Annotated in this window: 17 protein-coding genes; 7 read left to right on the top strand and 10 right to left on the bottom strand. The window is 62.6% G+C overall.

All coding sequences use genetic code 11. The features are described from left to right. Positions 1-364: 364 nt before the first annotated feature. The 9 genes from BUB04_RS05255 to BUB04_RS05215 form a co-directional block, all read right to left on the bottom strand. Positions 365-1354 carry a TAXI family TRAP transporter solute-binding subunit gene (locus tag BUB04_RS05255; protein WP_084076205.1) on the bottom strand — a complete coding sequence of 330 codons (990 nt, stop codon included), beginning with the start codon at positions 1352-1354 and terminating at the stop codon, positions 365-367. Between the two features lie 48 nt (positions 1355-1402). After that, positions 1403-1840: a hypothetical protein gene (locus BUB04_RS05250; protein ID WP_073037630.1), complete on the bottom strand. Its 438-nt coding sequence runs from the start codon at positions 1838-1840 to the stop codon at positions 1403-1405. A 506-nt stretch (positions 1841-2346) separates the two neighbouring features. Next, entirely contained in the window at positions 2347-3903 is a 1557-nt protein-coding gene (locus BUB04_RS05245) for an acyl-CoA carboxylase subunit beta (protein WP_073037629.1), read from the bottom strand. A gap of 291 nt (positions 3904-4194) precedes the next feature. Then, entirely contained in the window at positions 4195-5352 is a 1158-nt protein-coding gene (gene acd, locus BUB04_RS05240; protein ID WP_073037627.1) for a glutaryl-CoA dehydrogenase Acd, read from the bottom strand. A 17-nt stretch (positions 5353-5369) separates the two neighbouring features. Further along, on the bottom strand, positions 5370-5585 hold the full coding sequence (locus BUB04_RS05235; RefSeq protein ID WP_073037625.1) for a biotin/lipoyl-containing protein: 216 nt from the start codon (positions 5583-5585) through the stop codon (positions 5370-5372). Between the two features lie 47 nt (positions 5586-5632). Continuing rightward, positions 5633-6751, bottom strand: coding sequence for a sodium ion-translocating decarboxylase subunit beta (locus tag BUB04_RS05230; RefSeq protein WP_073037624.1), 1119 nt, complete (start codon positions 6749-6751; stop codon positions 5633-5635). Next, positions 6748-6876, bottom strand: coding sequence for an OadG family protein (locus BUB04_RS18970; RefSeq protein WP_143156359.1), 129 nt, complete (start codon positions 6874-6876; stop codon positions 6748-6750). Before BUB04_RS18970 ends, BUB04_RS05230 begins: the two co-directional genes overlap by 4 nt. A 172-nt stretch (positions 6877-7048) precedes the next feature. Then, the gene (locus BUB04_RS05220) at positions 7049-8251 is read right to left on the bottom strand and encodes a CaiB/BaiF CoA transferase family protein (RefSeq protein ID WP_073037622.1); all 1203 of its coding nucleotides are present in this window, start codon (positions 8249-8251) and stop codon (positions 7049-7051) included. A 208-nt stretch (positions 8252-8459) separates the two neighbouring features. Beyond that, positions 8460-9254, bottom strand: coding sequence for an IclR family transcriptional regulator (locus BUB04_RS05215; RefSeq protein ID WP_073037620.1), 795 nt, complete (start codon positions 9252-9254; stop codon positions 8460-8462). Between the two features lie 228 nt (positions 9255-9482). Here BUB04_RS05215 and BUB04_RS05210 point away from each other — a divergent pair, with 228 nt between their 5' ends. The 4 genes from BUB04_RS05210 (at position 9483) to bcp (ending at position 15606) form a co-directional block, all read left to right on the top strand. Beyond that, entirely contained in the window at positions 9483-10919 is a 1437-nt protein-coding gene (locus BUB04_RS05210; protein WP_073037618.1) for a thioredoxin domain-containing protein, read from the top strand. 214 nt (positions 10920-11133) lie between these two features. Continuing rightward, on the top strand, positions 11134-13653 hold the full coding sequence (gene secA / locus BUB04_RS05205) for a preprotein translocase subunit SecA (RefSeq protein WP_073037617.1): 2520 nt from the start codon (positions 11134-11136) through the stop codon (positions 13651-13653). A gap of 227 nt (positions 13654-13880) precedes the next feature. Further along, a complete protein-coding gene (gene argJ / locus BUB04_RS05200) occupies positions 13881-15107 on the top strand; it encodes a bifunctional glutamate N-acetyltransferase/amino-acid acetyltransferase ArgJ (RefSeq protein ID WP_073037615.1) in 1227 nt (408 codons plus the stop codon). Between the two features lie 19 nt (positions 15108-15126). Next, complete coding sequence (gene bcp, locus BUB04_RS19785; RefSeq protein ID WP_084076204.1) at positions 15127-15606, top strand: thioredoxin-dependent thiol peroxidase; 480 nt, start codon at positions 15127-15129, stop codon at positions 15604-15606. Positions 15607-16460: 854 nt separating this feature from the next. On the opposite strand, the gene glgP is transcribed toward bcp, so the two are convergent. Next, positions 16461-18077, bottom strand: a complete 1617-nt coding sequence (gene glgP, locus BUB04_RS05185) for an alpha-glucan family phosphorylase (protein ID WP_073037611.1) — start codon at positions 18075-18077, stop codon at positions 16461-16463. A 329-nt stretch (positions 18078-18406) separates the two neighbouring features. Between glgP and BUB04_RS05180 the strand changes: the two genes are divergently transcribed. The 3 genes from BUB04_RS05180 to gltA are packed head-to-tail and all read left to right on the top strand — an operon-like array spanning position 18407 to position 23333. Beyond that, positions 18407-20998: a molybdopterin-dependent oxidoreductase gene (locus tag BUB04_RS05180; RefSeq protein ID WP_073037610.1), complete on the top strand. Its 2592-nt coding sequence runs from the start codon at positions 18407-18409 to the stop codon at positions 20996-20998. Between the two features lie 2 nt (positions 20999-21000). Next, complete coding sequence (locus tag BUB04_RS05175; protein ID WP_073037607.1) at positions 21001-21846, top strand: sulfide/dihydroorotate dehydrogenase-like FAD/NAD-binding protein; 846 nt, start codon at positions 21001-21003, stop codon at positions 21844-21846. A gap of 17 nt (positions 21847-21863) precedes the next feature. Next, entirely contained in the window at positions 21864-23333 is a 1470-nt protein-coding gene (gene gltA, locus BUB04_RS05170) for an NADPH-dependent glutamate synthase (RefSeq protein ID WP_084076203.1), read from the top strand. Positions 23334-23519: the final 186 nt, after the last annotated feature.

Raw genomic sequence — 23519 nt, 5'->3', positions numbered from 1 at the left:
GTCATCCCCGCGAAGCTTGTCCCCGGCTTGAACGGGGAGCGGGGATCCAGAATTTCCAGTAAGTTATGGACTCCCGCTTGCGCGGGAGTGACGGGTGGCGGAGTTTTCGGACAGCCTCGAGGAGCCTGTCTGAGAACGCCGCGGGCGACCTCTTTTCTCGTAGCGCAGCCCTTTAGGGCTGCGGAGGAATCCCCGGCCGTTGGATAAGCCATCGGCTATTTCCGGTCGCTTCATGGACTTACGATGACCCTTTCCGCGGGGCTAAAGCCCCGCGGCTACGAAGAGGACCAAAATTCTTCGACCTTGTAAGTCGGAGAGCCATTGTCAGACAGCCTCTAGGCGGCGGTTTTTTGGAACTTCCCCGTCACTTGGCGATCTTGTCTTCGGGAACTTCCAGGCCGATCTCCTTGAAGTACTTCACCGCACCCGGATGGAACGGAATGGGCGAATACTTCACAGCGTTTTCCGCCGTGGTGTATTTGGCGCCGGGATAGACCTTCAGGAGGTAGTCCTGGTGCTCGAAGGTGGCTTTGACCAGGTTGTAGACCATATCTTCCGGCAGATCGCGGGTGCAGATGGCCACGTTCCACACGGAGACCGTGGGGACATCCTCGTCCACCCCCTTGTACATACCGGCGGGAACGACGGAGGGCGCATAGTACTTCACCTTCTCGGTGACCTTCTTGATGTCCTCGTCACTGAAGGGCACGATCATGATGTCGTGGGTCGTGGCCAGGTCCATGATGGACGAGGTGGGAGGGCCCACGCACCAGATGCCCACATCGATGGTGTGATCCCTCAGGGCGTTGGCGTTTTCCACGAACGAAAGCCGCCGCACCTCAAAGGAATCGTAGGGCACGCCCACCGCATGCAGGACCAGATTGCTCATGTATTCCGTTCCGCTTCCCGGGGATCCCACCGACACGCGCTTGCCCTTGAGGTCCTGCAGCGTCTTGATGCCGGATCCCTTCAAAGCCACCACATGGTAAACGTTGGGGTACATCATGAACATGGCGGCGATCTTCTGGGGCTTGCCTTCGAAACGGCCCAGGCCGTGGTAGGCCTCATAGGCCACGTCGCCCATGATCAGCCCCACCACCGTTTCTCCCTTGTGGGCCAGCTTCACGTTTTCCACGGACGCTCCCGTCACCTCCGCCACGGCCTGCACGTCCTTCACGTGCCGGGTCCAGATCTCCGCCAGGGCGCCCCCATAGGGATAGTACACGCCGCCGGTTCCCCCGGTACCGATGGAGATGAACTGCTTTCGGGCATCAACCTTTTCCGTGGCCCCCAGACCCAATACCAGGGCCAACGCCAGAACCACCATCAGGGACAAGTGAAATGGTCTACGCATCGTTTCCTCCTTCATTTGCTTAAGGTTAGGCAAACCCAGGCACGTCATTCAGTCTTCCAAGGCCCGAACAATCACCTCCAGTTCGGCTGGAATCTCCGTGTAGCCGGACACGGGATAGCTGAACTTCTCCTTGGCTCCAGGCTGAACGACGGGGGGTTTCCCCTTCACCGGGAGCAGCCCCCCCACGGATTTTCCTTCGGGGTTCAGGACCATGACCCGGTATCGCAAAGGCCGGTCCGACACGTTCTGCAGCTCCACCGTGTATTGCAAGGTCGGCTTCCCCTTGATCTCCTCCACGGAGCAAACAAATTGAGTGAGCGTGACCGAATCCGCCAGATCCCACGAGATCTTGGCGGGACATTGCACCACCTCCGGTGAGGGCCCCTTGGCCATGAGTCCGGCGCAGCCTCCCACCACCACGGCCAAGCACCCCAAGAAGGCAAACAATACCAACTGGTTCCAACCTTTTCCTTTCCGCATCGTCATTCCATGTCCTCCTTTCTGATCATCCATTACATGCAACCCGAGTCTTCCACCCCGCTGACAACAGCCTCCAATTCAAGGCACCGATCCAGCGGCGGCCCATGGCAAAAGCCGTAAAGTCCGGCAGAGCCTGCCGGATACGCAATGCTGGAGAAGATTCGATCTTCAGCTGCTGGAGGAGGAACGGGAGTGCTGCGGGAGAACGAACAGGAGAAGTTGAGCAAAAGGAGAGTCGCAAAGGAGCATCAGCAACGATTCATGAGATCAGCGCCACATCCAGCGGAACACCTCCCAAACGCTTGTCTGTAAACAGGTTTTGGGCAGCAGCCGTGGAGAACTCCCCCCTTCCTACCCCAAGGGCTGCCCAATGAAGAAGGCCGGTTGATCTTTCCGACCGGATACCGGGCGTGCCCGGGAACCGCAGGGGCCCATGATCCTTCGCCCCTACGGCCCGCGTGCATGGAAGGGACACCCTCACGCTCCCGACCAACGCGCTTGAGGACAAGGGCCTACACCGGCATGATGCCGTGCTTGCGGTCGGGAGCTTCTTCGTCCTTGTCCAGGGTCATCTCCAGGGCCCGGATAAGACGCCTGCGCAGCTCGCCGGGCATGATGATGTCGTCCACGTGTTGCAGTCCGGCGGCGTACGTGGGATTCACGTACTTTTCCATGAATTCCGCCTCGCGTTGGGCTCGCGTTTCCTCGGGATTCTCCGAAGAGGCGATCTCCTTTCGGAACAGGATGTTCACGGCCCCCTGGGGCCCCATGAGGCAGATCTCCGCCGTGGGAAGTGCGAAGACCACGTCGGCGCCCAGGTCCTTGCTGCACATGGCCAGGTAGCCGCCCGCGTAGGCCTTTCGGAGCACGCAGGTGATCTTGGGTACCGTGGCCTCGGCGTAGGCGTAGAGCATCTTGGCGCCGTGGCGGATGATGGCGTTGTGTTCCGATCGGGTCCCGATGAGAAATCCCGGCACATCCTGGAGGTTGATGAGCGGGATGTTGAAGGCGTTGCAGAAGCGGATGAAGCGGGACCCCTTGTCCGCCGCGTTGTAGTCGAGGGCCCCATTATACTTCACCGGGTTGTTGGCCACAACCCCCACCACATGACCGTTCAGGCGGGCCAGGCCGATGATGAGGTTCTGGGCGAATTCCTTCTTGAGCTCGAAGAAGGATCCCCGGTCGAAGACGCATTCGATGACCTTGCGCATGTTGTAAAGGCGCTTCTGATCCGTGGGGATGATCTCTTCCAGTTCGACGGTCTCCCGGTCGGGGGAGTCCTCCGGGGCCTCATAGGGCGGCAGATCCTTGTTGTTCAGGGGAAGGTAGCTCAAGAGTCTCCGGGTTTGCTCCAGGCACTGGCGGTCGTCGGCCATGGTGCCGTCGGAAACCCCCGTGATCCGACCGTGCACCTTGGGGCCACCCAGGGACTGCTCGTCCGTCTTTTCGTACACCACGGCTTCCACCAGGGGCGGCCCGGCGATGAACATGGCGCTCGTCTTTTCCACCATGAAGATGAAGTCCATGAGGGCCGGGGAATAGGCCTGGCCGCCGGCCACCGGGCCCATGATGAGCGCGATCTGGGGCACCACGCCGGATGCCGCCACGTGCCGGTAGAAGAGTTGCCCGTACTGGGACAAGGCTCCCATTTGTTCCGTCACCCGGGCGCCGCCCGAATCGTTGATGCCCACCACGGGAAAGCCGTACTTTCGGGCCATGTCGATGATCTTGCAGATCTTCCGCCCGTGGCGCTCGCCGAAGGTCCCCGCAATTACGGTAAAATCCTCGGCATAGACCATGCACCCGCGACCGTTCACTTCCCCGTAGCCGATGATGACCCCGTCGGCGGGCACCTCCTTCTTATCCAGGCCGTAGTCGCGCCCGATGTGCTTGGCAAAAAGATCGATCTCCTCGAAGGTCCCCGGGTCAAACAAAAGATCGATCCGCTCCCGGGCCGTCAGTTTGCCCTTGGCGTGTTCCTTTTCCTGGAGGGCCGGACCGCCGCCGGCGCGCAGCCGCACCCGTTCGGCCTCCAGTTTTTCCTTCAGTTCCTTCCAATCCGCGGCCATGAAGACCTCCTGTGGGAATGAGCTGTCAGCTGTCAGCTATCAGTTCTCGGTTCTCAGTTCTCGGTTCTCGGTTCTCGGATTACGGTTCTCGGAAAATCCCTGCCGGCCCCCCTTTTGGAAAGGGGGGAGGGACGGACCACCCATCACCCATCACCCATCACCCATCACTCGTCACGGATTACGGATCACGGATCACGGATCACGGATCACGGATCACGAATTTTGGTTGAGTTCTCAGACAGGCTCCTAGCCCTTAATCCTTCAATCCTTAATCCTCAATCCTCATGCCCCTTACCGGTTGGGCTGGTGGCCGCAGGTGATTCCGGCGATGATCATCTTCTGAACGTTGCTGGTGCCCTCCACGATCTGGTAGGACTTGGCGTCCCGATAGAACCGCTCGATGGGATACTCCGTGGAAAAGCCGTAGGATCCGAAGATCTTCATGGCCTCGTTGGCCGCCCGCACCGCCGCCTCCGACGCGTAGTACTTGGCGATGGACGTCTGGAGCTGGTTGGGCTTGCCCTGATCCTTCAGGTACGCGGCATGGTAGACCAGCCACTTGGCCGCTTCGTGTTCGGCGGCCATCTCGGCGATCTGGGCCTGGATCATCTGGTAGGTGGAGATGGGTTTGCCGAACTGGGTGCGTTCATTGGCATATTTCACCGCCAGATCCAGGCACGCCCCGGAAACCCCCAGGGCCCCGGCGGCGCAGCTGATGCGGGTGTTGTTGAGCATCCACATGCAGATCTTGAACCCGTCGCCCACCTGGCCCAGGACCGCGTCCTTGGGAATCTTGGCCCCGTCGAAGATGATCTCGCCCGTGGGCGAACAGTGCAGGCCCAGCTTGCTTTCGATGGCCCTCGTCACGATGTTGGGATTGCCCGCCACATCCACGATGAAGCAGGTCATGCCCTTGTACTTCTTTTCCTTGTCCGTATAGGCATAGACCAGACCCACATCGGCAATGGGAGCGTTGCTGATCCACATCTTCTGGCCGTTCAGTTCCCAGTGGTCGCCCATGTCCTTGGCGGTGGTGCGCATCCCGGCCACGTCCGAGCCGGCGTTGGGTTCGGTGATGGCGAAGAAACCCACCTTCTCGCCCGAAACCCAACCCGGGATGTAGGCCCGCTTCTGTTCCTCCGTGCCGAACTGGTTGACGGTGATCGCCGGACCGATGTTTTGCATGTTGAAGGGCACACGCCAGGATGGGGACACCTTGGCGATCTGCTCGGTCATGAGCACCGATTCCACGAAGCCCATGCCGTTTCCTCCGTACTCCTCCGGGATAGCGCAGCCGAAAAAGCCCAGTTCGCCCATCTTGCGGAGGCGCTCCCGGTTGAACACATGGCCCTTCTCTTCCTCTTCCAGCGTGGGCAGGATCTCGTTTTCGGCAAAGCGCCGGGCCTGTTCCTGAACGATCTTTTGTTCTTCGGTCAGTTCAAACTGCATGGCCGCCCCCTTTCGTCCTACTCGATGATGGCCAGAAGATCGTCTTCTTCCACGCGATCGCCTTCGGCCACCTTGATTTCCTTCACCACCCCGTCACAGGGGGCATGGATGCCGGTCTCCAGCTTCATGGATTCCATGACCATGATCTCGTCGTCTTCCTTGACCGCATCCCCGGGCTTCACCTTGATCTTCAGGATCTTCCCCACCATGGGTGCCAACAATTCTTCCGCCATTGGTCGCCTCCTTTGTGTCCTTGGAATTGGATGGAATCTCGCCATCACTATTGAAGAATGGAAAGAAAAATCCCCGCCGCCAGGATGGTGCCGATGACGCCCGCGATGTTGGGCCCCATGGCGAACATGAGCAGGTAGTTCTTGCGGTTGGCTTCGCTGCCCACCTGGTGCACCACCCGCGCCGCCATGGGCACGGCGGAAACGCCGGCCGCCCCCAGCAGCGGGTTGATCTTGTCCTTGAGAAAGAGGTTCATGATCTTGGCAAAGAGCACCCCCGAGGCCGTACTCACCATGAAGGCCACGAGCCCCAGGATGAAGATGAAGATCACCTTGGGCTGCAGAAAGGTTTCGGCGTTCATGGTGGCTCCCACCGAAAGGCCGAGAAAGATGGTCACGATGTTCATGAGCTCGTTCTGGGCCGCCCCGGCCAGGCGCTCCACCACGCCCGATTCCCGAAAGAGGTTCCCCAGCATGAACATGGCCATGAGCGGCGCTGAAGCGGGAACGATGAGGATCGTCACCAGGGCGGCTACGATGGGAAAGAGGATCTTTTCCCGCTTGGGCACCTTGCGGGACTTCTTCATGGTGATCCTGCGCTCCGCCTCCGTGGTGAGAAGCCTCATCACGGGCGGCTGGATGATGGGCACCAGGGCCATGTAGGAATAGGCCGCCACGGCACAGCTTCCCAGCATGTGGGGCGCCAAGCGCGTGGCCAGATAGATGGTGGTGGGGCCGTCCGCGCCGCCGATGATGCCCACCGTGGCCGCTTCCGGGAGCGTGAACCCCATGAAGCGGGCCGCGAAAAAGGTGACGTAGACGCCCACCTGGGCCCCCGCCCCCAGGAAGATGAGGGACGGCCGGGCCAGCATGGGCCCGAAATCGGTGAGCGCCCCCAGCCCCAGGAAGATCACGGGCGGGATCACCTCCCACTGGATGCCGTAGTGATAGAAACGCCAGAGGAGGCCTTCGCCGGGTTCCATGAGGCCCGTGAGCGGGAGATTGGCCAGCAGAATGCCGAAGCCGATGGGGAGCAGCAGGAGCGGCTCGAACCGGCGGGCGATGGCAAGATAGATCAGGACGAAAGAGACCGCCCACATGAAGACCATGCCCGGGGTGAGGGCCGTCAGGCCGAGATGGGCAAGGAAGGCCGCGCCGGAACCGGTCATTTGGCCTCCTCCTTCTCCATAAGCCCCACCACCAAGCTCATGAGCTTGATGGCGCCGTAGAGCACCGCCATGCCCACAAAGACACCGCTCACACCATTCAGGAAGACCAGAAGAGATTCGCGCATGGGTTTAAACTCCGAGGAAGAAGCTGTCAGCTGTCAGTTGTCAGCTGTCAGTTGTCAGTTGTCAGTTGTCAGTTGTCAGTTGTCAATTTTCAGTTATCGGTTAACGGTTTACGGTTCTCGGGCATCTCCTCCTTTAATCCTTCAATCCTTTAATCCTCTAATCCTTCACTCCTCATCCCACCACGCCCAGTTCCCGCAGCCGGGCGATCTCCTCGTCGCCGTAGCCCAGCTCTGCGTGAAGCACCTCGTCGGTGTGTTCGCCCAGAAGCGGCGGATGCCGGTCGATACCGCACGGCGTTTCGGAAAACTTCATGGGACTCGCCACCAGCTTCACCGATCCGGCCGTGGGGTGCGGCACTTCCGCCACCATCTCCCGCGCCTTCACCTGGGGATCGGAAAAGACCCGGTCCAGGGTGTTGATGGGACCGCAGGGGATCTTGAGCTTGTCCAGCTCCTCCAGCCACTGGTCGGCCGTCTTCTTCAGCATGGCCTCGGCCACCAGGGGGATGAGCTCGTCGCGGTGGATCACCCTCTGGGGATTGGTGGCGAATCGGGGATCGTGGGCCAGATGGTCCAGGCCCGCCAAACGGCAGAAATCCTGCCACTGCCGGTCGTTTCCCACGGCCAGGGCGATATAGGTTCCGTCTCTCGTCTTGAAGGGTTCGTAGGGAACGATGTTGGGATGGGCGTTGCCGTACCGTCGGGGAAGTTCGCCGGAAACCAGGTAGTTGCTGCCCACGTTGGCAAGCCAGGCCACCACGGCGTCCAGGAGCGCGATGTCGATGTACTGGCCCCGCCCGGTGCGGTCCCGGTGGCGCAGGGCCGCCAGGATGGCGCTGCAGGCAAAAAGCCCCGCCGTGATGTCCACGATGGCCACGCCCACCTTCATGGGCGGCCCGTCGGGATCGCCCGTGATGCTCATGACCCCGCCCATGCCCTGGATCATGAAGTCGTAGCCGGGCTTGTCCTTGTAGGGGCCGTTCTGGCCGAACCCCGTGATGGAACAGTAGATGAGGCGGGGATTGAGCTTTTTCAGGTCCACGTAGCCCAGGCCCATCTTGGGCAGGGTGCCCACCTTGTAGTTTTCGATGAGGATGTCGCTTTGGGCCGCCAGGCGCCGGATGATCTCCCGGCCCTCTTCCTTCTTCAGATCGACGGTGATGCTGCGCTTGTTCCGATTGACGCACAGGTAGTAGGCCGCTTCGCCGCCCGCTTCCGGCGGCCCCCAGTGGCGGGTGTCGTCCCCCGCCCCGGGCCGCTCCACCTTGATCACGTCCGCCCCCATGTCTCCCAGCATCATGGAGCAATAAGGGCCCGCCAGCACCCGGGATAGATCCAGCACCTTGACATCGCTCAACGGCTTGTCGCCCGCCATGACCGCCTCCTTGTCCCCCGTTTTCCCATCCTCTCCGCTTGCACCGCCTCAACAGCGCGATCTTTTCGTCTGGTTTTTGCTCTTTCCGCACGCTCGGCGGGCGGGGATAAACCCCGCCCCTACTCGGGATGTTCCGCTCTTGTAGGCGAGGGTTCCGACCGCCCCAGCCGGATGCTTGCGCGGCACAGCTCGTCAAAACCCTTGCGGGTCAAACTCCTGCCGGGGGATAGGGCCCCGTGTGCCCAACCCTGCGGGACAGCTCAACACCGGCTGATTGGAGCAGTTCCAGGCACCGGGCCTTGTGGGCCGGGTCCCGATAGCGGAGTTCCGGAATGGCCAGACTGAGGGCCCCCAGCAGGTTGCCCCCGTGGCCGAGAACGGGAACGCTCAGAGAACCCAGTCCCGGGGTTCGTTCGGCCAGACTCTCCGCATAACCCTTCTTCCGAATCGCCGCCAGCTCCTGGCGCAAGGCCGCCACGGTCCCGGGGGTGTTGGGAGTCAACGCCTTCAGATCCTCCTCCGCCAAGTAGGATTCCACGAAGGTGTCCGGACAGAAGGCCAGCAGGCACTTGGACGACGCCCCCGCATAGAGCGGGGACCTGTTTCCGATGGGCATGCCGGCCTTGAGGGCCTGCGGCGATTCCACGCTGTCGATGCACACCCGCTCCCGCCCGTCGATGACGTTCAGGTGCACCGTCTCCCCCGTGTCGTAGCTCAACCGCCTCATGATGGGCGCCGCTTCCCGGGTCACCGGGTACTGGGCCTGGAGCACCTCCAGGAACCGGAAGTAGACATGGCCGAGGCGGTACTGGCGGGTTTCGGGATCCTGCTCCACGAAGTGGTAGGCCTTGAGGCTCTTGAGGAGGCGCTGGACGGTGGCGGGACTGAACCCCAGATGGGCGGCCAGTTCCCTCACCCCCCACGCGGCGCGCTGGGACTGGAAGGCCAGGAGCAGCTCCAGGGCCTTTTCGATGGCGTTGGGGCGATCTTTTTGTTCTGTCATGTGAGACACCGTTTTTTTATTTGGATCAATACCAGAGCCCCGCCGCCGTGTCAAGACAGCCGTGAGTCGTGAGTCGTGAGTCGTGAGTCGTGAATCGTGAACTGAAAACTGAGAGCTGATAGCTGAGAGCTCCCACCAAAAACACTCAAGAAATCCGCCGAAAATGCCGAAGAGATGGATGACCCGCTCTGCTCGTAATTCACCGCAAAAGCACACAGAAGGGCGCACATGCTTTCCTTGGGGAAGAATCGCTGGGTCCCGTTCGGATTTCTCTTGGCCGCCTTCGCCACGGCCCTGGCGGCGGCCCTGGAGTTGGAAGTGCCGTGCTGGCAGGCGTCGGCATGCCGGGACGCCATGGATTACCGCTTGTGGAATCTGCCGGTGGCCGTCTGGGGATGCCTTTTCGATGCCGCCCTTCTTTTCTTGTGGGCCTGCAGACGACGTTTCTTCCTGTGCGCCCTGAGCGCAGGCATGGGCATCGAAGTCTATCTCCTGCACACTCTCCACCGCGCCGGTCTTTTCTGCCCTCTTTGCATCCTTCACGCGATCCTGCTGGCGGTCGTCTTCCTGGGCCTTGTTCAATGGAACAGCGGGCTCCCAAACGCCGCCACCGCCCTCGCCGCCTCCACCCTCTTTCTCCTTGCAGACCCCTTGGGGTCTTCCCCACCGGTTCTCTACGCAGCCGCCGACTCCTCCTCTCCGACGGTCGCCGTGGCGGCTGGTGTACCCATCACGCTTTCCCAGCTGGACGGTGCCGTCGCGGGAGACATCTTCCGCTTGGAACGACAGATCCACGACCTTCGACGCCGGAAACTGGACGAGATCATCGAAGGCATCGTGGTGGCGAAGGAAGCCAAAAAACGCGACGTCTCGCCGGAAGACCTTTACCGCACGGCGGTGAGGGACGTGTCCCCGACCCAGGAGGAACTGGACTTTTACGTGGCCGCCAACAGGGACTACTGGGACGGGCCGTACCGGGATGAGGAGGAACTGAGGAACAAGCTTCGGCTTCAGCTCGTCCTGGAAAAGCGGGAGCAAGCCTGGAAAGAGTTTGTGCGATCCTTGTACGACAAGTACGGAGTCTCCATCTCCCTCCCCGACCCGTCCTCCCCCACGGTGGTGGTGGACACCCGGGAAGGCATCGCCGTGGGTCCGCCCAACGCACCGGTGACCGTGGTGGAGTTTTCCGACTACCAGTGTCCCGTGTGTCGGGAAGCCCATAAGGCCGTCGAGGAGCTGATGGAAGAAACACGGGGCGAGGTACGGTGGGTCTTCATGGACTATCCGCTCCGACGCCACAAACAGGCCCGGAAAGCGGCCGAAGCCGCCCGGTGCGCCGCAGACCAGGGCCGGTTTCCGGACTACCGGAACGCCCTCTATGCGGCCGCGGGTCCGGACGCTCTGACCCCCAAGGGCCTCCTGGACGTTGCCGCGTCCTTGGGCCTGAACACCACCGATTTTCGCCGCTGCCTGGAATCGGGCCGCCATGCCCAGGCGGTGGAGGAAAACCTTCAGGAAGCCCGCGCCCGGGGCATCGACGCCATTCCCGCCTTCGTCGTAAACGGCCGACTCTTGTTGGGTTTTCCGGGAAAGGAAACCCTCGCCGCCGAAATCGCCAAGGCCCGGTCGGCCAGCGCCACCCGCATCGCCCGGGCATCCCGGTGAGCGGGCAGCTGTCAGCTATCAGTTTTCAGCTCTCAGTTCACGATCCACGATTCACGGATCACGGATCACGGTTTCACCCATCACCCATCACTCACCACTCATCACTCACCACTCACCATCTCCCGCCTTTCATTGAAAAAAGAGACCCGGTGCGTTATAGAAGCCATGGCCCGCATCCGGACGGGCAACCCCACATTCAAGGAGAATCCACACCATGATTGGTGCTCTGCTCAAGAAGATCTTCGGCACCCAAAACGAAAGAAACCTGAAGCGGATCGCTCCGCTGGTGGACGAGATCAACCGGCTGGAACCCTCCATTCGGGCCCTGAGCGACGCGGCCCTCAGGGCCAAGACGGGCGAGTTCCGCCAGCGGCTGGAAAAGGGCGAGCCCCTGGACGACCTGCTGCCCGAAGCCTTCGCCGTGGTGCGCGAGGCCGCCGTCCGTACCGTGGGCATGCGGCCCTACGACGTGCAGATGATCGGCGGTATTGTGCTCCACCAGGGAAAGATCGCCGAGATGAAGACCGGTGAAGGAAAAACCCTGGTGGCCACCATGCCGGTCTATCTCAACGCCCTCACCGGCAAGGGCGTGCACGTGGTCACGGTGAACGACTACCTGGCCAAGCGCGACAGCGAATGGATGGGAGAGGTCTACCGGTTTCTCGGCCTTTCGGTGGGCTGTATCGTCCACGGTCTGGACGACCGCGAGCGCAAGGAAGCCTACCAGTGCGACGTCACCTACGGGACCAACAACGAGTTCGGCTTCGACTACCTTCGGGACAACATGAAGTTCCGTCTCGAAGACATGGTCCAGCGGGAACTGCACTACGCCATCGTGGATGAGGTGGACAGCATCCTGATCGACGAGGCCCGAACCCCTCTCATCATCTCCGGGCCCGCCGAGAAGTCCACCCAACTCTATGTGCGCGTCAACCGCATCATCCCTCACCTGAAGGCCGACATCCACTACACCAAGGACGAAAAGAGCCGCACCGTCACCCTGACTGAAGAGGGCGTGGCGGCGGCCGAATCGCTCCTGGGCGTGGAAAACCTTTACGACCCGCGCAACATGGACCTCCTGCACCACGTGCAGCAGGCCCTGCGCGCCCACACCCTCTTCCAGAAGGACGTGGACTACATCGTCAAGGGCGGCAAGGTGATCATCGTGGATGAGTTCACCGGTCGGCTCATGCCCGGCCGCCGCTACAGCGACGGCCTGCACCAGGCCCTGGAAGCCAAGGAAGGGGTGCAGATCGAAAACGAGAACCAGACGCTTGCCACCATCACCTTCCAGAACTATTTCCGCATGTACGACAAGCTGGCGGGCATGACCGGTACGGCGGACACGGAAGCCGAGGAATTCGCCAAGATCTACAATCTGGAAGTGGTGATCATCCCCACCCACAAGAAGATGATCCGGGTGGATCATCCGGATTGCATCTACCGGACGGAAAGGGAAAAGTTCCAGGCCGTGGTGGAGGAGATCAAGGAGCTTCACGCCATGGGCCGCCCGGTGCTGGTGGGCACGGTGAGCATCGACAAGTCCGAAAGGCTCAGCAAGATGCTCAAGCGCGAAGGGATCCCCCACCAGGTACTGAACGCCAAACACCACGAGAAGGAAGCGGAAATCGTGGCCAAGGCGGGCCAGAGGGGCGCCGTCACCATCTCCACCAACATGGCCGGGCGCGGTACCGACATCGTGCTGGGCCCCGGCGTGGCGGAACTGGGCGGGCTCCACATCCTGGGCACCGAGCGCCATGAATCCCGACGGATCGACAACCAGCTTCGGGGCCGTGCCGGCCGCCAGGGCGATCCGGGATCCTCCCGGTTCTACCTCAGCCTGGAAGATGACCTCATGCGGATCTTCGCCGCCGACCGCATCTCGGGGCTCATGCAGCGGGTGGGCATGGAGGAAGGAGAACCCATTGAGCACCGGCTGGTGAGCAAGGCCATCGAAAACGCCCAGAGCCGCGTGGAGGCCCAGAACTTCAGCATCCGCAAGCATCTGTTGGAATACGACGATGTGATGAACATGCAGCGCGAGGTCATCTACCGGCAGAGGCGCGAAGCCCTGAGCGGCGGGAACCTCAAGGCCACCATCCTGGACATGGCCGAAGAGCTGCTGGACGAGATCATTGACGCCACCACGGACGAAAAGACCTATCCGGAAGACTGGGATCTGGAAACCCTGGGGAACGAAATCCAGCGCCTCTTCGGCCCCGGCCTCCTGCCCTCTTCCGAGGAAATGGAGGACATGACCCAGGCGGGGCTTCGCGAGACACTCCGGGAGCGGATGCTCGCCCGGTACGACGCCCGGGAAAAGGACTTCGGCGAACCGCTGCTGCGGGACCTGGAAAACTACGTCCTGCTCCAGACCCTGGACAGCCTCTGGAAGGACCACCTTCTCAACATGGACCACCTGAAGGAGGGTATCGGCCTCCGGGGCTACGCCCAGCAGGACCCGCTGGTGGTCTACAAGAAGGAGGCCCACGAGCTCTTCGACGACATGATCCACCGGCTCAAGGAAGAGACCGTGCGGATCCTCTTTCATATCCAGATCCAGCGAGAGGAAGAGGTCCAGGAGCTTCGCCGGGAGCAGGAGGAGCAGCCCATGTTCTACGGGCCTCCCGAAGGCGCCAAGCCCAAAACGGTGGTGAAAAAGGAGAAGGTGGGCCGAAACGCCCCCTGCCCCTGCGGCAGCGGCAAGAAGTACAAGAAGTGCTGCGGCCGGTGATTTCGTGAGTCGTGAGTCGTGAGTCGTGAGTCGTGAGTCGTGAGTCGTGAGTCGTGAGTCGTGAGTCGTGAAGTCGTGAAGTCGTGTTGGGGGTTCCTCCGGGCGTTTTTCCACCTTTCCAAAGGCGAGCCGGGAGAAATTACCCCCACCCCAAAACCGACAACAGACAACTGATAACCGATAACTGACAGCTGATAGCTGACAGCTGACCACCCCGAAAGGATCCCATGCCCGTGACCATCCAGGTTCATCGAGGAGGCTTTCAGGTACCGGGTTTCCGAGTGGCCGCAGCCCGGAGCGGCATGCGCTACAAGGATCGCCTGGACTGCGCTCTCATGGTGAGCGATGTTCCGGCTTCCGCCGCCGGCATCTTCACCCGAAACCGGTTTTGTGCCGCTCCGGTGATGGTGTGCCGGGAGCACTTGGCGGCGAGCGCCGGCACGGCCCGGGCCGTTTTGGTGAACGCCGGCATTGCCAACGCCTGCACGGGAGATGAAGGCCTGGAGAGGGCCCGCCGTTCCGCCCGGGCCGTGGCCCGACGGCTGGGAGTGGATCCCGCCCGGGTTCTGGTGGCGTCCACGGGAGTCATCGGCCCGCAGATTCGCGAGGAACTCCTGGAAGCCGTCCTGCCCGATCTGGCGGAACACCTGGCGCCCGAAGGGTGGGAAGACGCCGCCCGGGCCATCATGACCACGGACACCGTCCCCAAGACGGCCTGGGCTAAAGGAATCCTGGGAGGGAAAGAGGTGACCGTGGGCGGTATCGCCAAGGGTTCCGGCATGATCGCTCCCGACATGGCCACCATGCTCGCCTTCGTGGCCACCGACGCCGCCGTCTCCCCGGACGTCCTCCAGGCCCTCCTGAAAGAGGTTTCGGACCGGACCTTCAACCGCATCACCGTGGACGGGGACACCAGCACCAACGACACGGTGCTCGTGCTGGCGAGCGGCGCCGCCGGAAATCCTTCCATCCAAGACCCCCATGGTCCCGACGCGCACGACTTTTTGAATCTTCTGGAAGCCGTCTGCGCGGACTTGGCCCGGCAGATCGTTCGGGACGGAGAAGGAGCCACCAAGTTCGTGACCGTCCGGGTTCGGGGGGCACGCACGCGGGACCGGGCCGCCCGGGTGGCCCGCACGGTGGCCAACTCGCCTCTCGTGAAGACCGCCCTCTTCGGACAGGACGCCAACTGGGGCCGGGTGGTGGCCGCCGCCGGTCGCGCCGGCGTGGATTTCGCCCCCGACCGGGTGAGTCTCCGTTTCGGCGATGTCACCGTCTTCGAAAACGGCCGGCCGCTCAGCGGACCCGAGCTGGAAGAAAAGGCATCTGCCGTTCTGCGTCCTAAAGAGGTTGAGATCGCGCTGGACCTGGGGGAAGGCGAAGAGGAAGACACCTACTACACCTGTGATTTTTCCTACGATTATGTGAAGATCAACGCCGACTACAGGTCCTAAACCGCAAAGGAGTCCCCCCATGGCCGCTTCACCCAAGACCCAAGCCCTGCAACCCGGAAGTCCCGTCCCCGCCTTCTCCCTGCTGGACCAGGACGGCGAGGTGGTCCGCCCCGAAGATTTTCAGGGGTCCAAGCTCTTTGTCTTCTTCTACCCCAAAGCCAACACGGGGGGCTGAACCACCCAGGCCGTCTCCGTGCGGGACGCCCTGGACACTCTGGCGAAAAAGAACGTGAAGGTGGTGGGCATCAGCCCCGACGCCCCCGGAACACAGAAGAAGTTTGCGGAAAAACACGACCTGCCCTTCCCGCTCCTTTCCGACGACGATCACGAGGTGGCCGAGGCCTTCGGCGTGTGGGCGGAAAAGACGGTGCGCGGCAAGACCTCCCTGGGCATCGTGCGCTCGGCCTTTCTCTTCGATGAAGACGGCCGCCTCTTGCACGCCTGGTACGGGATCAGCCCCAAGGACACCGTGCCCAGGCTCCTGGCGGCCCTTGGATAGCCCCTGCCTGACGGTCATGGCGAGGCTCGCCACCCCGCATGGATGAAAGAACAGGCTAGTCTCTCCTAAACTGAGCGATTTTTTCTTCGGGTGTCTTTTACACCGCGTGATTAGCGGGCGGGGATAAACCCCGCCCCTACCCAATGGGTCCGTGCCCTTTTGTAGGGGCGGGCTTTACGCCCGCCCTTCAGAACCTGTCCATGAGAAAGAATCGTCCAATTCAGGTCTCTGAAAATGCTGGGGGTGACCTCTTTTTTCGTAGCGCAGCCCTTCAGGGCTGCGGAAGAGCGCCGGGCGTCGGATGGGGCATCGGCTATTGCCCGACACTTCATGGGGTTGCGATGGCCGTTTCCCGCGGGGCTGAAGCCCCGCGGCTACAAAGGGAACCGAAATCTCAGGCATCTTGAGCCGGAGAGCCATTGCCGGGCAAGCTCCTTGGAGCTTGTCCGAAAACGATTGATTTGCGCCGTTCAGCGGCCCTTCGTCATCCCCGCGGAAGCGGGGATTTAGAATTTTCAGTAAGTTATGGACTCCCGCTTGCGCGGGAGTCACGGTTGGGGGAGTTCTCGGAAAGGCTCCTTGGCAAGGACTCTCTGCGAAAGCACCGCAAGGCGCGATTTCCCTTGCGGGACCGCGCGGTTGTTGGATGGCCGGGGCCCATCATCGCGGCTTGCGCCGCCCCCACACATTCCGACTCGGGCTTATGGCGTTTTTTCGCACGAATTGGACGATTTTCTCCTGTCGTGCTGACCGGAAGGGCGGGCGTAAAGCCCGCCCCTACAGGAACGCATTGACCACCCTCCCCCCTTTCCCCTTTAACCTTTCGCCTTTAACCTTTTACCTTTCCCCTTCCCCTACACATAATACTTGTGCAGATACTCCAGCACCATCCGGTGGGTGTTGTAGACGGGGGCCACGTCGGCCATGGAGTTCTTCATGATCTGGGTCCAGTGCCGGGGGCTGGCGTAGAAGGTGGTCACCATGTCGTCGATGTCGTTGTAGAGGTCCGCGGCGGCCTCCTCGTCGCTCTGGTCCTCGTCGTCTCCCACGGCCCAGCCGTTCATGCGGTCCCGGCACGCCTCGCGCCACCACCCGTCCAGCACGCTCATGTTCACCCCGCCGTTGAAGCAGACCTTCATGCCGGACGTGCCGCAGGCTTCCCGGGGCCGCCTGGGGGTGTTCAGCCACACGTCGGCCCCCTGGGTCATGAGCGCCCCCAGCCAGATGTTGTAGTTGGGGATGTAGATGATCCGGAGCTTGTCCTCGTACTGCTTGCCGATGTGGACGATCTGCTTGATGAGTTCCTTGCCTGCGTTGTCCTGGGGATGGGCCTTGCCGGCGAAGATGTACTGGACCCGGTCGTGGGAGAGATTGATGAGGTATTCCAGGTCGGTGAGGATGAGGGTGGCGCGTTTGTAGGCCGCGGCGCGGCGGGCGAAGCACACGGTGAGGAGCTCCTCGCTGAAGCCCGCCCCGGAGATGGCGTTCACGTAGCTGATGAGGCGCCTCTTGGCCTGCCTTTTGGCGTTGCGCACCTCCTCGTCGGGAATCTCCCGGGCCTGGGCCAGCATCTGGGGCTGTTCTCTCCAGCCGGGAATGTGTTTGTCGAAAAGGGCCTGGAATTCGGGCCCGGTCCAGCTCAGGTGGTGCACCCCGTTGGTGATGTGGCCGATGTCGTAGCCGGGAAACATCTGCCGGGACACCTCCCCGTGCAGCTCGCTCACCCCGTTGCTCGCCCGCGAAAGGTTCAGGGCCAGCAGGGTGGTGTTCAGGGCGTCCGGGCCCGCCAGGTCCCGGATGTTGCCCGGCAGGTAGTCGCCCAGGACGGACTGGGCCATGGCGTAGTCGAAGATGTCGTGGCCGGCCGGAACGGGCGTGTGGGTGGTGAAGACGCACTGCTCCCGCACCTTTTCCACGTTTCCGCCCAGGTCCTTGAGGAGCGCCAGGGTGAGGAAGACCGCATGGCCTTCGTTCATGTGGTACGTGGTGATGCCGGGCTCCAGTTTCTTGAGCACCATGTAGCCCCCGATCCCCAGCACCGCCTCCTGGCAGATGCGGGTGTGCTTGTCCCCTCCGTAGAGGTAGTGGGTGATCATGCGGTCTTCCGGGCGGTTGGTGGGAAGATCCGTGTCCAGGAAATAGACGGGCACCCGACCGTGCTGGCCCGTCTGGTTGTACTTCCACACCCCCACGTGCACGTCCCGGCCCTCGATGGGCACCGTCACCTTGAAGGGCAAAGGTTCCATGAAGGCCCGGGGATCGAAATAGGGGTAGAGTTCTTCTTGTTCTCCCAGGGCGTTGATCTGCTGGATGAAGTAGCCCCGCTTGTAGAGGAGGGTCACCGCCACCAAGGGGATGTTGAGATCCGCCGAGGACTTGATGTGGTCCCCGGCGAGAATGCCCAGACCGCCGCTGTAGGTGGGGATGTGCTCGCTCAAACCCACTTCCATGCTGAAATAGGCCACCTTCATGGACGCCTCCGTCGTTCTTGAAAGTCGTATCGGTCGCGGCACCGGACGTTGACGGGCCGGTCGGACCGGCTGGGTGCGTGCATGCCGCCCGAGGACTTCTATAGCATAGTGAGCTCGGCCCGTCAGGTTCTTAGTCGCACAAACCACATGCACAAAAGGTGTGCAAGTTGTTGACAAGATTTTTGTCTCCATTTATCTAATAGGGGCTTTTGAAGCGCAGGCCGTTTTTCCCGGGGGGAGGAGAAGACGTCCTATTTTTTTGTCCCCCAATGTGATTTTTTTCTCTTGAAAGCGATCCCTTACCAACGGAACCGAAACCAGAGGTCACGATGAGCGACGTCAACATCTGGATCAACGACCAACAAGTGAAGGCGAAGGCGGGCCAGACGATCCTGGAGGCAGCGGATGCCGCCGGCATCTTCATCCCCCGGCTCTGCTTTCATCCGGCCTTGGAACCCAGCGGATCCTGCCGCCTGTGCGCCGTGGAGATCGACGGCCAGCGCGGCCTTCCCGCCGCCTGCACCACGCCGGTGTCCGAAGGGCTTCGGGTGAACACCCAGTCGGCCAAGCTACTGGACTTCCGCCGTGAGATGCTCCAGCTGATTCTGCGCGATCACCCGCGCCACTGCCTGGGCTGCCCCCGGAACGGCACCTGCGAGCTGCAGCAGCTGGTGACGGTGGTGGGCATCGACTTTCCCTACCCGCCTCCCGACAAGGAACGCCCCGAACCGCTCCCGGGCGGCGCTTACTTTGAGCGGGACTACAGCTTGTGCGTGCGGTGCGGGCGCTGCGTGCGGGTGTGCCACGAAGTCCGCGGGGCGCGCGCCATTGTCTTCCGCGAATCCAAGGACGGCCGCCAGGAAGTGGGAACACCCTTCGGAAGGCCGCTGGAGGAATCCGGCTGTCAGTTCTGCGGCGCGTGTGTGGACGCCTGCCCCGTGGGGGCGCTCCGGGAGAATCTGAGCGACGTCCACGGAGAACCCACGGCCAAGATGCAGGCCATGTGTGAAGCGCTCACCGCCATCGTGACCGATCTTTACAAGAAGGAACTGGAAACCCAGTGGACCACCACGCTCTGCCCCGTCTGCAGCGCGGGCTGCCGTCTCATGGTGGAAAAGGCCGCCGACGAAACCATCGTCCAGGTGAAACCCAGCCCGGACGGCCCCGCCAACCAGGGCCAGGCCTGCGTGCAGGGCCGGTTCCTCCTGAAGCGGCGCCTGAACCGCCCGGATCGCCTGACGTCCCCCATGATTTATGAAGACGGCCGCTACCGCCCCGCCTCCTGGGACGAGGCGCTGGATCGGGTGGCCGAGAAATTGACAAATATCCCGGCGGACCGGCTGGCCCTTCTCACCGACGGGCGTCTCACCAACGAGGAGCTCTTCCGCCTGGGCAGCCTGGCCCGGGACGGCCTGAAGACGAACCGGCTGGGCCTTGCGATTCCGGCCGGCCAGGTTCTTTTTGAATCGGTCGTGGAAGAGGAGCTGGGCACCGCCGCCGTCACCAACAGCCTGGAAGATTTGGGGACGGCCCCGGCCATCTTCGCCCTCGGTCTCAACCCCGCAGCATCGCAACCCATCGCCGGAACCCGCATCCGCCAGGCGGTCCTCAAGGGAGCCAAGCTGGTAGTGGCCAACCCCTACGATGTGTCCATCGCCCGGTACGCCCACGTACATCTTCGCCCCGTTCCGGGGTCGGAGACGGCGCTGGTTCTGGGACTCCTGCGGGTGATCCTGGACGAAGGCGGCGCGGACCGGGACCTTCCGGCCGATCTGGTGGAAGCCTTCAAGGCGCTCACGGCTCCCTATGACCTGGAAACGGTTTCGCGCCTCACCGGCATCCACGACGAAACCCTGGTGGAAGCGGGCTGCCTCCTGGCGGGTCAGCCCACCATGGCCGTCCTCGCGGGACTGGGCGCCCTGAGCGCTCCGGACGTTCCCGACCTTGCCCGGGCGCTCCTCACGCTGGCCCGGGCCAAGGGCGCCTTCGGCCGTCCCGGCGGCGGCTTCTGGCCCCTTTTCGGGTCGAGCAACCGGCAGGGCGCCCGCGATCTGGGCTGGAGTTCCCGCGTGATGGACGATCTGGCCCAAGGGCGCATCCAGGCCGCCTTGGTGGCCGCGGAAAGCCATGAATCCGGCCTTTGGGACGCTCTGGCCCCTTACGCCGACAAGCTGGAACTGGTGGCGGTCCAAGACGTGGTACCACCCCCTGAGCCCTTCCGCCCCCAGGTGCTCCTTCCCATGGCGTCGGTTCTGGAAAAGGAAGGGTCGCTCACAAGCGGGGAACGGCGGGTGCAATGGACGGAAAAGGCCCTGGAGGGCCCCGACCAGGCCCGTTCCGGCATCTTCCTGGCCCGCGCCCTGGCGTCCCGGCTGAACCTGGACATCCCGGAAGCCACGCCCGGAGACATTCTGGACGAGCTGGCCGCATCCGTGGAAGGCTACGGAGGCATCACCCGGAGCCGGGCCCGATTCGAAGCCGTGCAGGTGCCCTGCCCGGCCAAGGAGCACGGCGGAACCCCCATCCTCTTCCAGGACGGCCCGCCCCCCTGGAAGCCGTGGACTCCCGCCCCACCCGCGCCCGCACCGGAAGAAGAGGCGGCCGCGGAGTTCCCCTTCGCCGTGGCGGCCAAGGAAAGCCTCCTGCCGTCGTACCTGGGAGCCCTGCTGGCCCCCGAGTCGAGAACCGTCATGGCCTTTGACGGCGAGATCGAAATGAATCCGGCCGACGCCTACCGCCTGGGCTGCAACACGGGCGACCAGGTGGCCGTGGTCTTCCCGGGCGGTGAACTCACCGGGCCCCTCGCCCTCAACATCCACCTTCCGCCGCACGTGGTGGCCGTCAAGGCCGAGGCGCTCAAGGCCGCAGGGGCTTCCAACCGACCCGGAGCATCCATTGCCGCAAAAGTGGAGAAGAGATAGCCATGTATCCCATTGTCGATCATGAAGTACTGGCCCCCAGGGTTCACCGGTTGCGCGTCCAGGCCCCCGTGGTGGCCGAAAAGGCCAAGCCCGGACAGTTTGTGATCCTGATCATCGACGAAAAGGGCGAGCGGGTTCCGTTCACCATCAGCGACTGGGACCGGGACGCCGGCACGGTGGACTTCGTCTTCATCGAAGTGGGGAAAACCACGCAGCAGCTGGCCACGCTCCAGCCCGGCGACCGGCTCCTGAGCTTCATCGGCCCTCTGGGACGCGCCGCCGAAGTGGACCGTTACGGCCATGTGGTCACGGTCCTGAGCGGCTACGGGATCGCGGCCACGGTGCCCATCATCCGGGCCCTCAAGGAACACGGCAACACGGTGACCACCATCGTGCAGGCTCCGGACAAGGAGCGGCTGTTCGGCGTCCACCCCCTGGAAGAGCTCAGCGACGACCTGATCCTGGCCCTGGGCACCAAGGGCGACGGCATGATGGAAAGCACCACCGTGGCCATCCGAAAGCTCCTGGACGCCCACCCGAAAAAGCCCGTGGACCGGGTGATCGCCATGTGTTCGCTCTGCCTCATGCGGGTCCTTTCGGAAATGACCCGACCCCTGGGCATCAAGACCATGGTGCATCTCACCCCGGTCATGGTGGACGGTACGGGCATGTGCGGCGCCTGCCGCCTGAGCGTGGGGGGAACGAACCGGTTCGCCTGCGTCCACGGCCCGGAATTCGACGGCCACGAGGTGGACGGCTGGGAAGTGCTCATGGCGCGCCGCTGCACCTACGCCGACGAGAGCATCCTGCAGCAGGGCTTCCAGTGCCGTGGTTGTTCTCAGTGGTAATTTAAGGAGAATCGACAATGACTGAAGCAAAAGAACCCAAGGCCTCCCCCAAGAAGCCCAAGCTGAACCTCAACCGGGTGGAGATGCCCAAGCAGTCGGAACACGAGCGCCGTCACAACTTCGACGAGGTGGCGCTGGGATATACGTGGGAACTGGCCAAGGAGGAAGCGAGCCGCTGCATCCAGTGCAAGAAGCGAAACTGCCAGCAGGGATGCCCGGTCAACATCGACATTCCGGACTTCATCGCCGCCTTGCAGAGGGAAGAGATCGAGGAGGCCTCCCGGATCCTCAAGCGAAAGACATCGCTACCGGGCGTGTGCGGCCGGGTCTGCCCCCAGGAGCTTCAGTGTGAGCAGGCCTGCACCCTGAACAAGAAGGGCGCGCCCATCGCCATCGGCCGCCTGGAGCGGTTCATCGCCGACTGGGAACGCACCCAGGGCGCCCCCACCATGCCGGAGATGGCCCCGTCCACGGGAAAGAAGGTGGCCGTGGTGGGTTCCGGCCCGTCGGGCCTCACGGTGGCTTCCGACCTGGCCATCCTGGGCCATCAGGTGGTGCTCTTCGAAGCGCTCCACGTGGCGGGCGGCGTCTTGATGTACGGCATCCCCGAATTTCGCTTGCCGAAAGAGATCGTACAGCGGGAAGTGCAGTACGTGCAGGCCCTGGGCGTGGACCTTCGACTGAACACCGTGATCGGGATCAACTACAGTCTGGACGAGCTTCTGAACACCGACTACGACGCGGTCTATCTGGCTCCGGGCGCGGGTCTTCCCAAGTTCATGCGGGTGCCGGGAGAAAACCTCAACATGGTCTATTCCGCCAACGAATTCCTCACCCGCACCAACCTCATGAAGGCGTACCTCTACCCGGAATACGCCACGCCCATCAAGATGGGAAAGCGGGTGGCCGTGATCGGCGGCGGCAACGTGGCCATGGACGCCGCCCGCTGCGCCGTGCGCCTGGGCGCCCAGGAAGTCTACGTGATCTACCGGCGCACCCGGGCCGAGATGCCCGCCCGTCTGGAAGAGATCGAAAACGCGGAAGAGGAAGGCATCCAGTTCCACTTTCTCTGCAACCCCACGGGCTTTCTCAGCGACGGCCGAAACAACGTGGCCGCCATGGAACTCATCCGCATGCAGCTCACGGAACCCGATGAGAGCGGCAGACGGCGCCCCGTGCCCATCCCGGGAAGCGAATACATCATGGACGTGGACACGGTGGTGGTGTCCCTGGGCACCTCGCCTAACCCGCTCATCCCCTCCACCACCCCGGACCTGGAAGTGACCCGGTGGGGCACGGTGGTGATCGACGAGCGGGGTCGCACATCCAAGGCCCGGGTCTGGGCCGGAGGCGACATCGTCTCGGGCGGCGCCACCGTCATCAGCGCCATGGGCGAAGGCCGCATCGCCGCCGCCGCCATGCACGAATACCTCACCAACGGGCAGAAGAAGATCATTCCGCCCACACCCGCAAAGGATGAGGATTAGAGGATTAAAGGATTAAGGATTAAAGGATTAAAGGATTAGGCGTACACGATGGGTCGTAAAAGGGTGGGAAGCCCTTCTCCCCCCTTTTCCAATGGGGGGCCGGGAGGATTCCCGATAACCGTAAACCGTGATCCGAGAACCGATAACTGAGAACTGATAACTGATAACTGATAGCTGATAGCTGAC

The sequence above is a fragment of the Desulfacinum infernum DSM 9756 genome, assembly GCF_900129305.1.
In the GTDB taxonomy this organism is placed as follows: Bacteria; Desulfobacterota; Syntrophobacteria; order Syntrophobacterales; family DSM-9756; genus Desulfacinum; species Desulfacinum infernum.
Note: the sequence above shows the minus strand (reverse complement) of the source record. Positions and strands in the feature narration are given on the sequence as shown.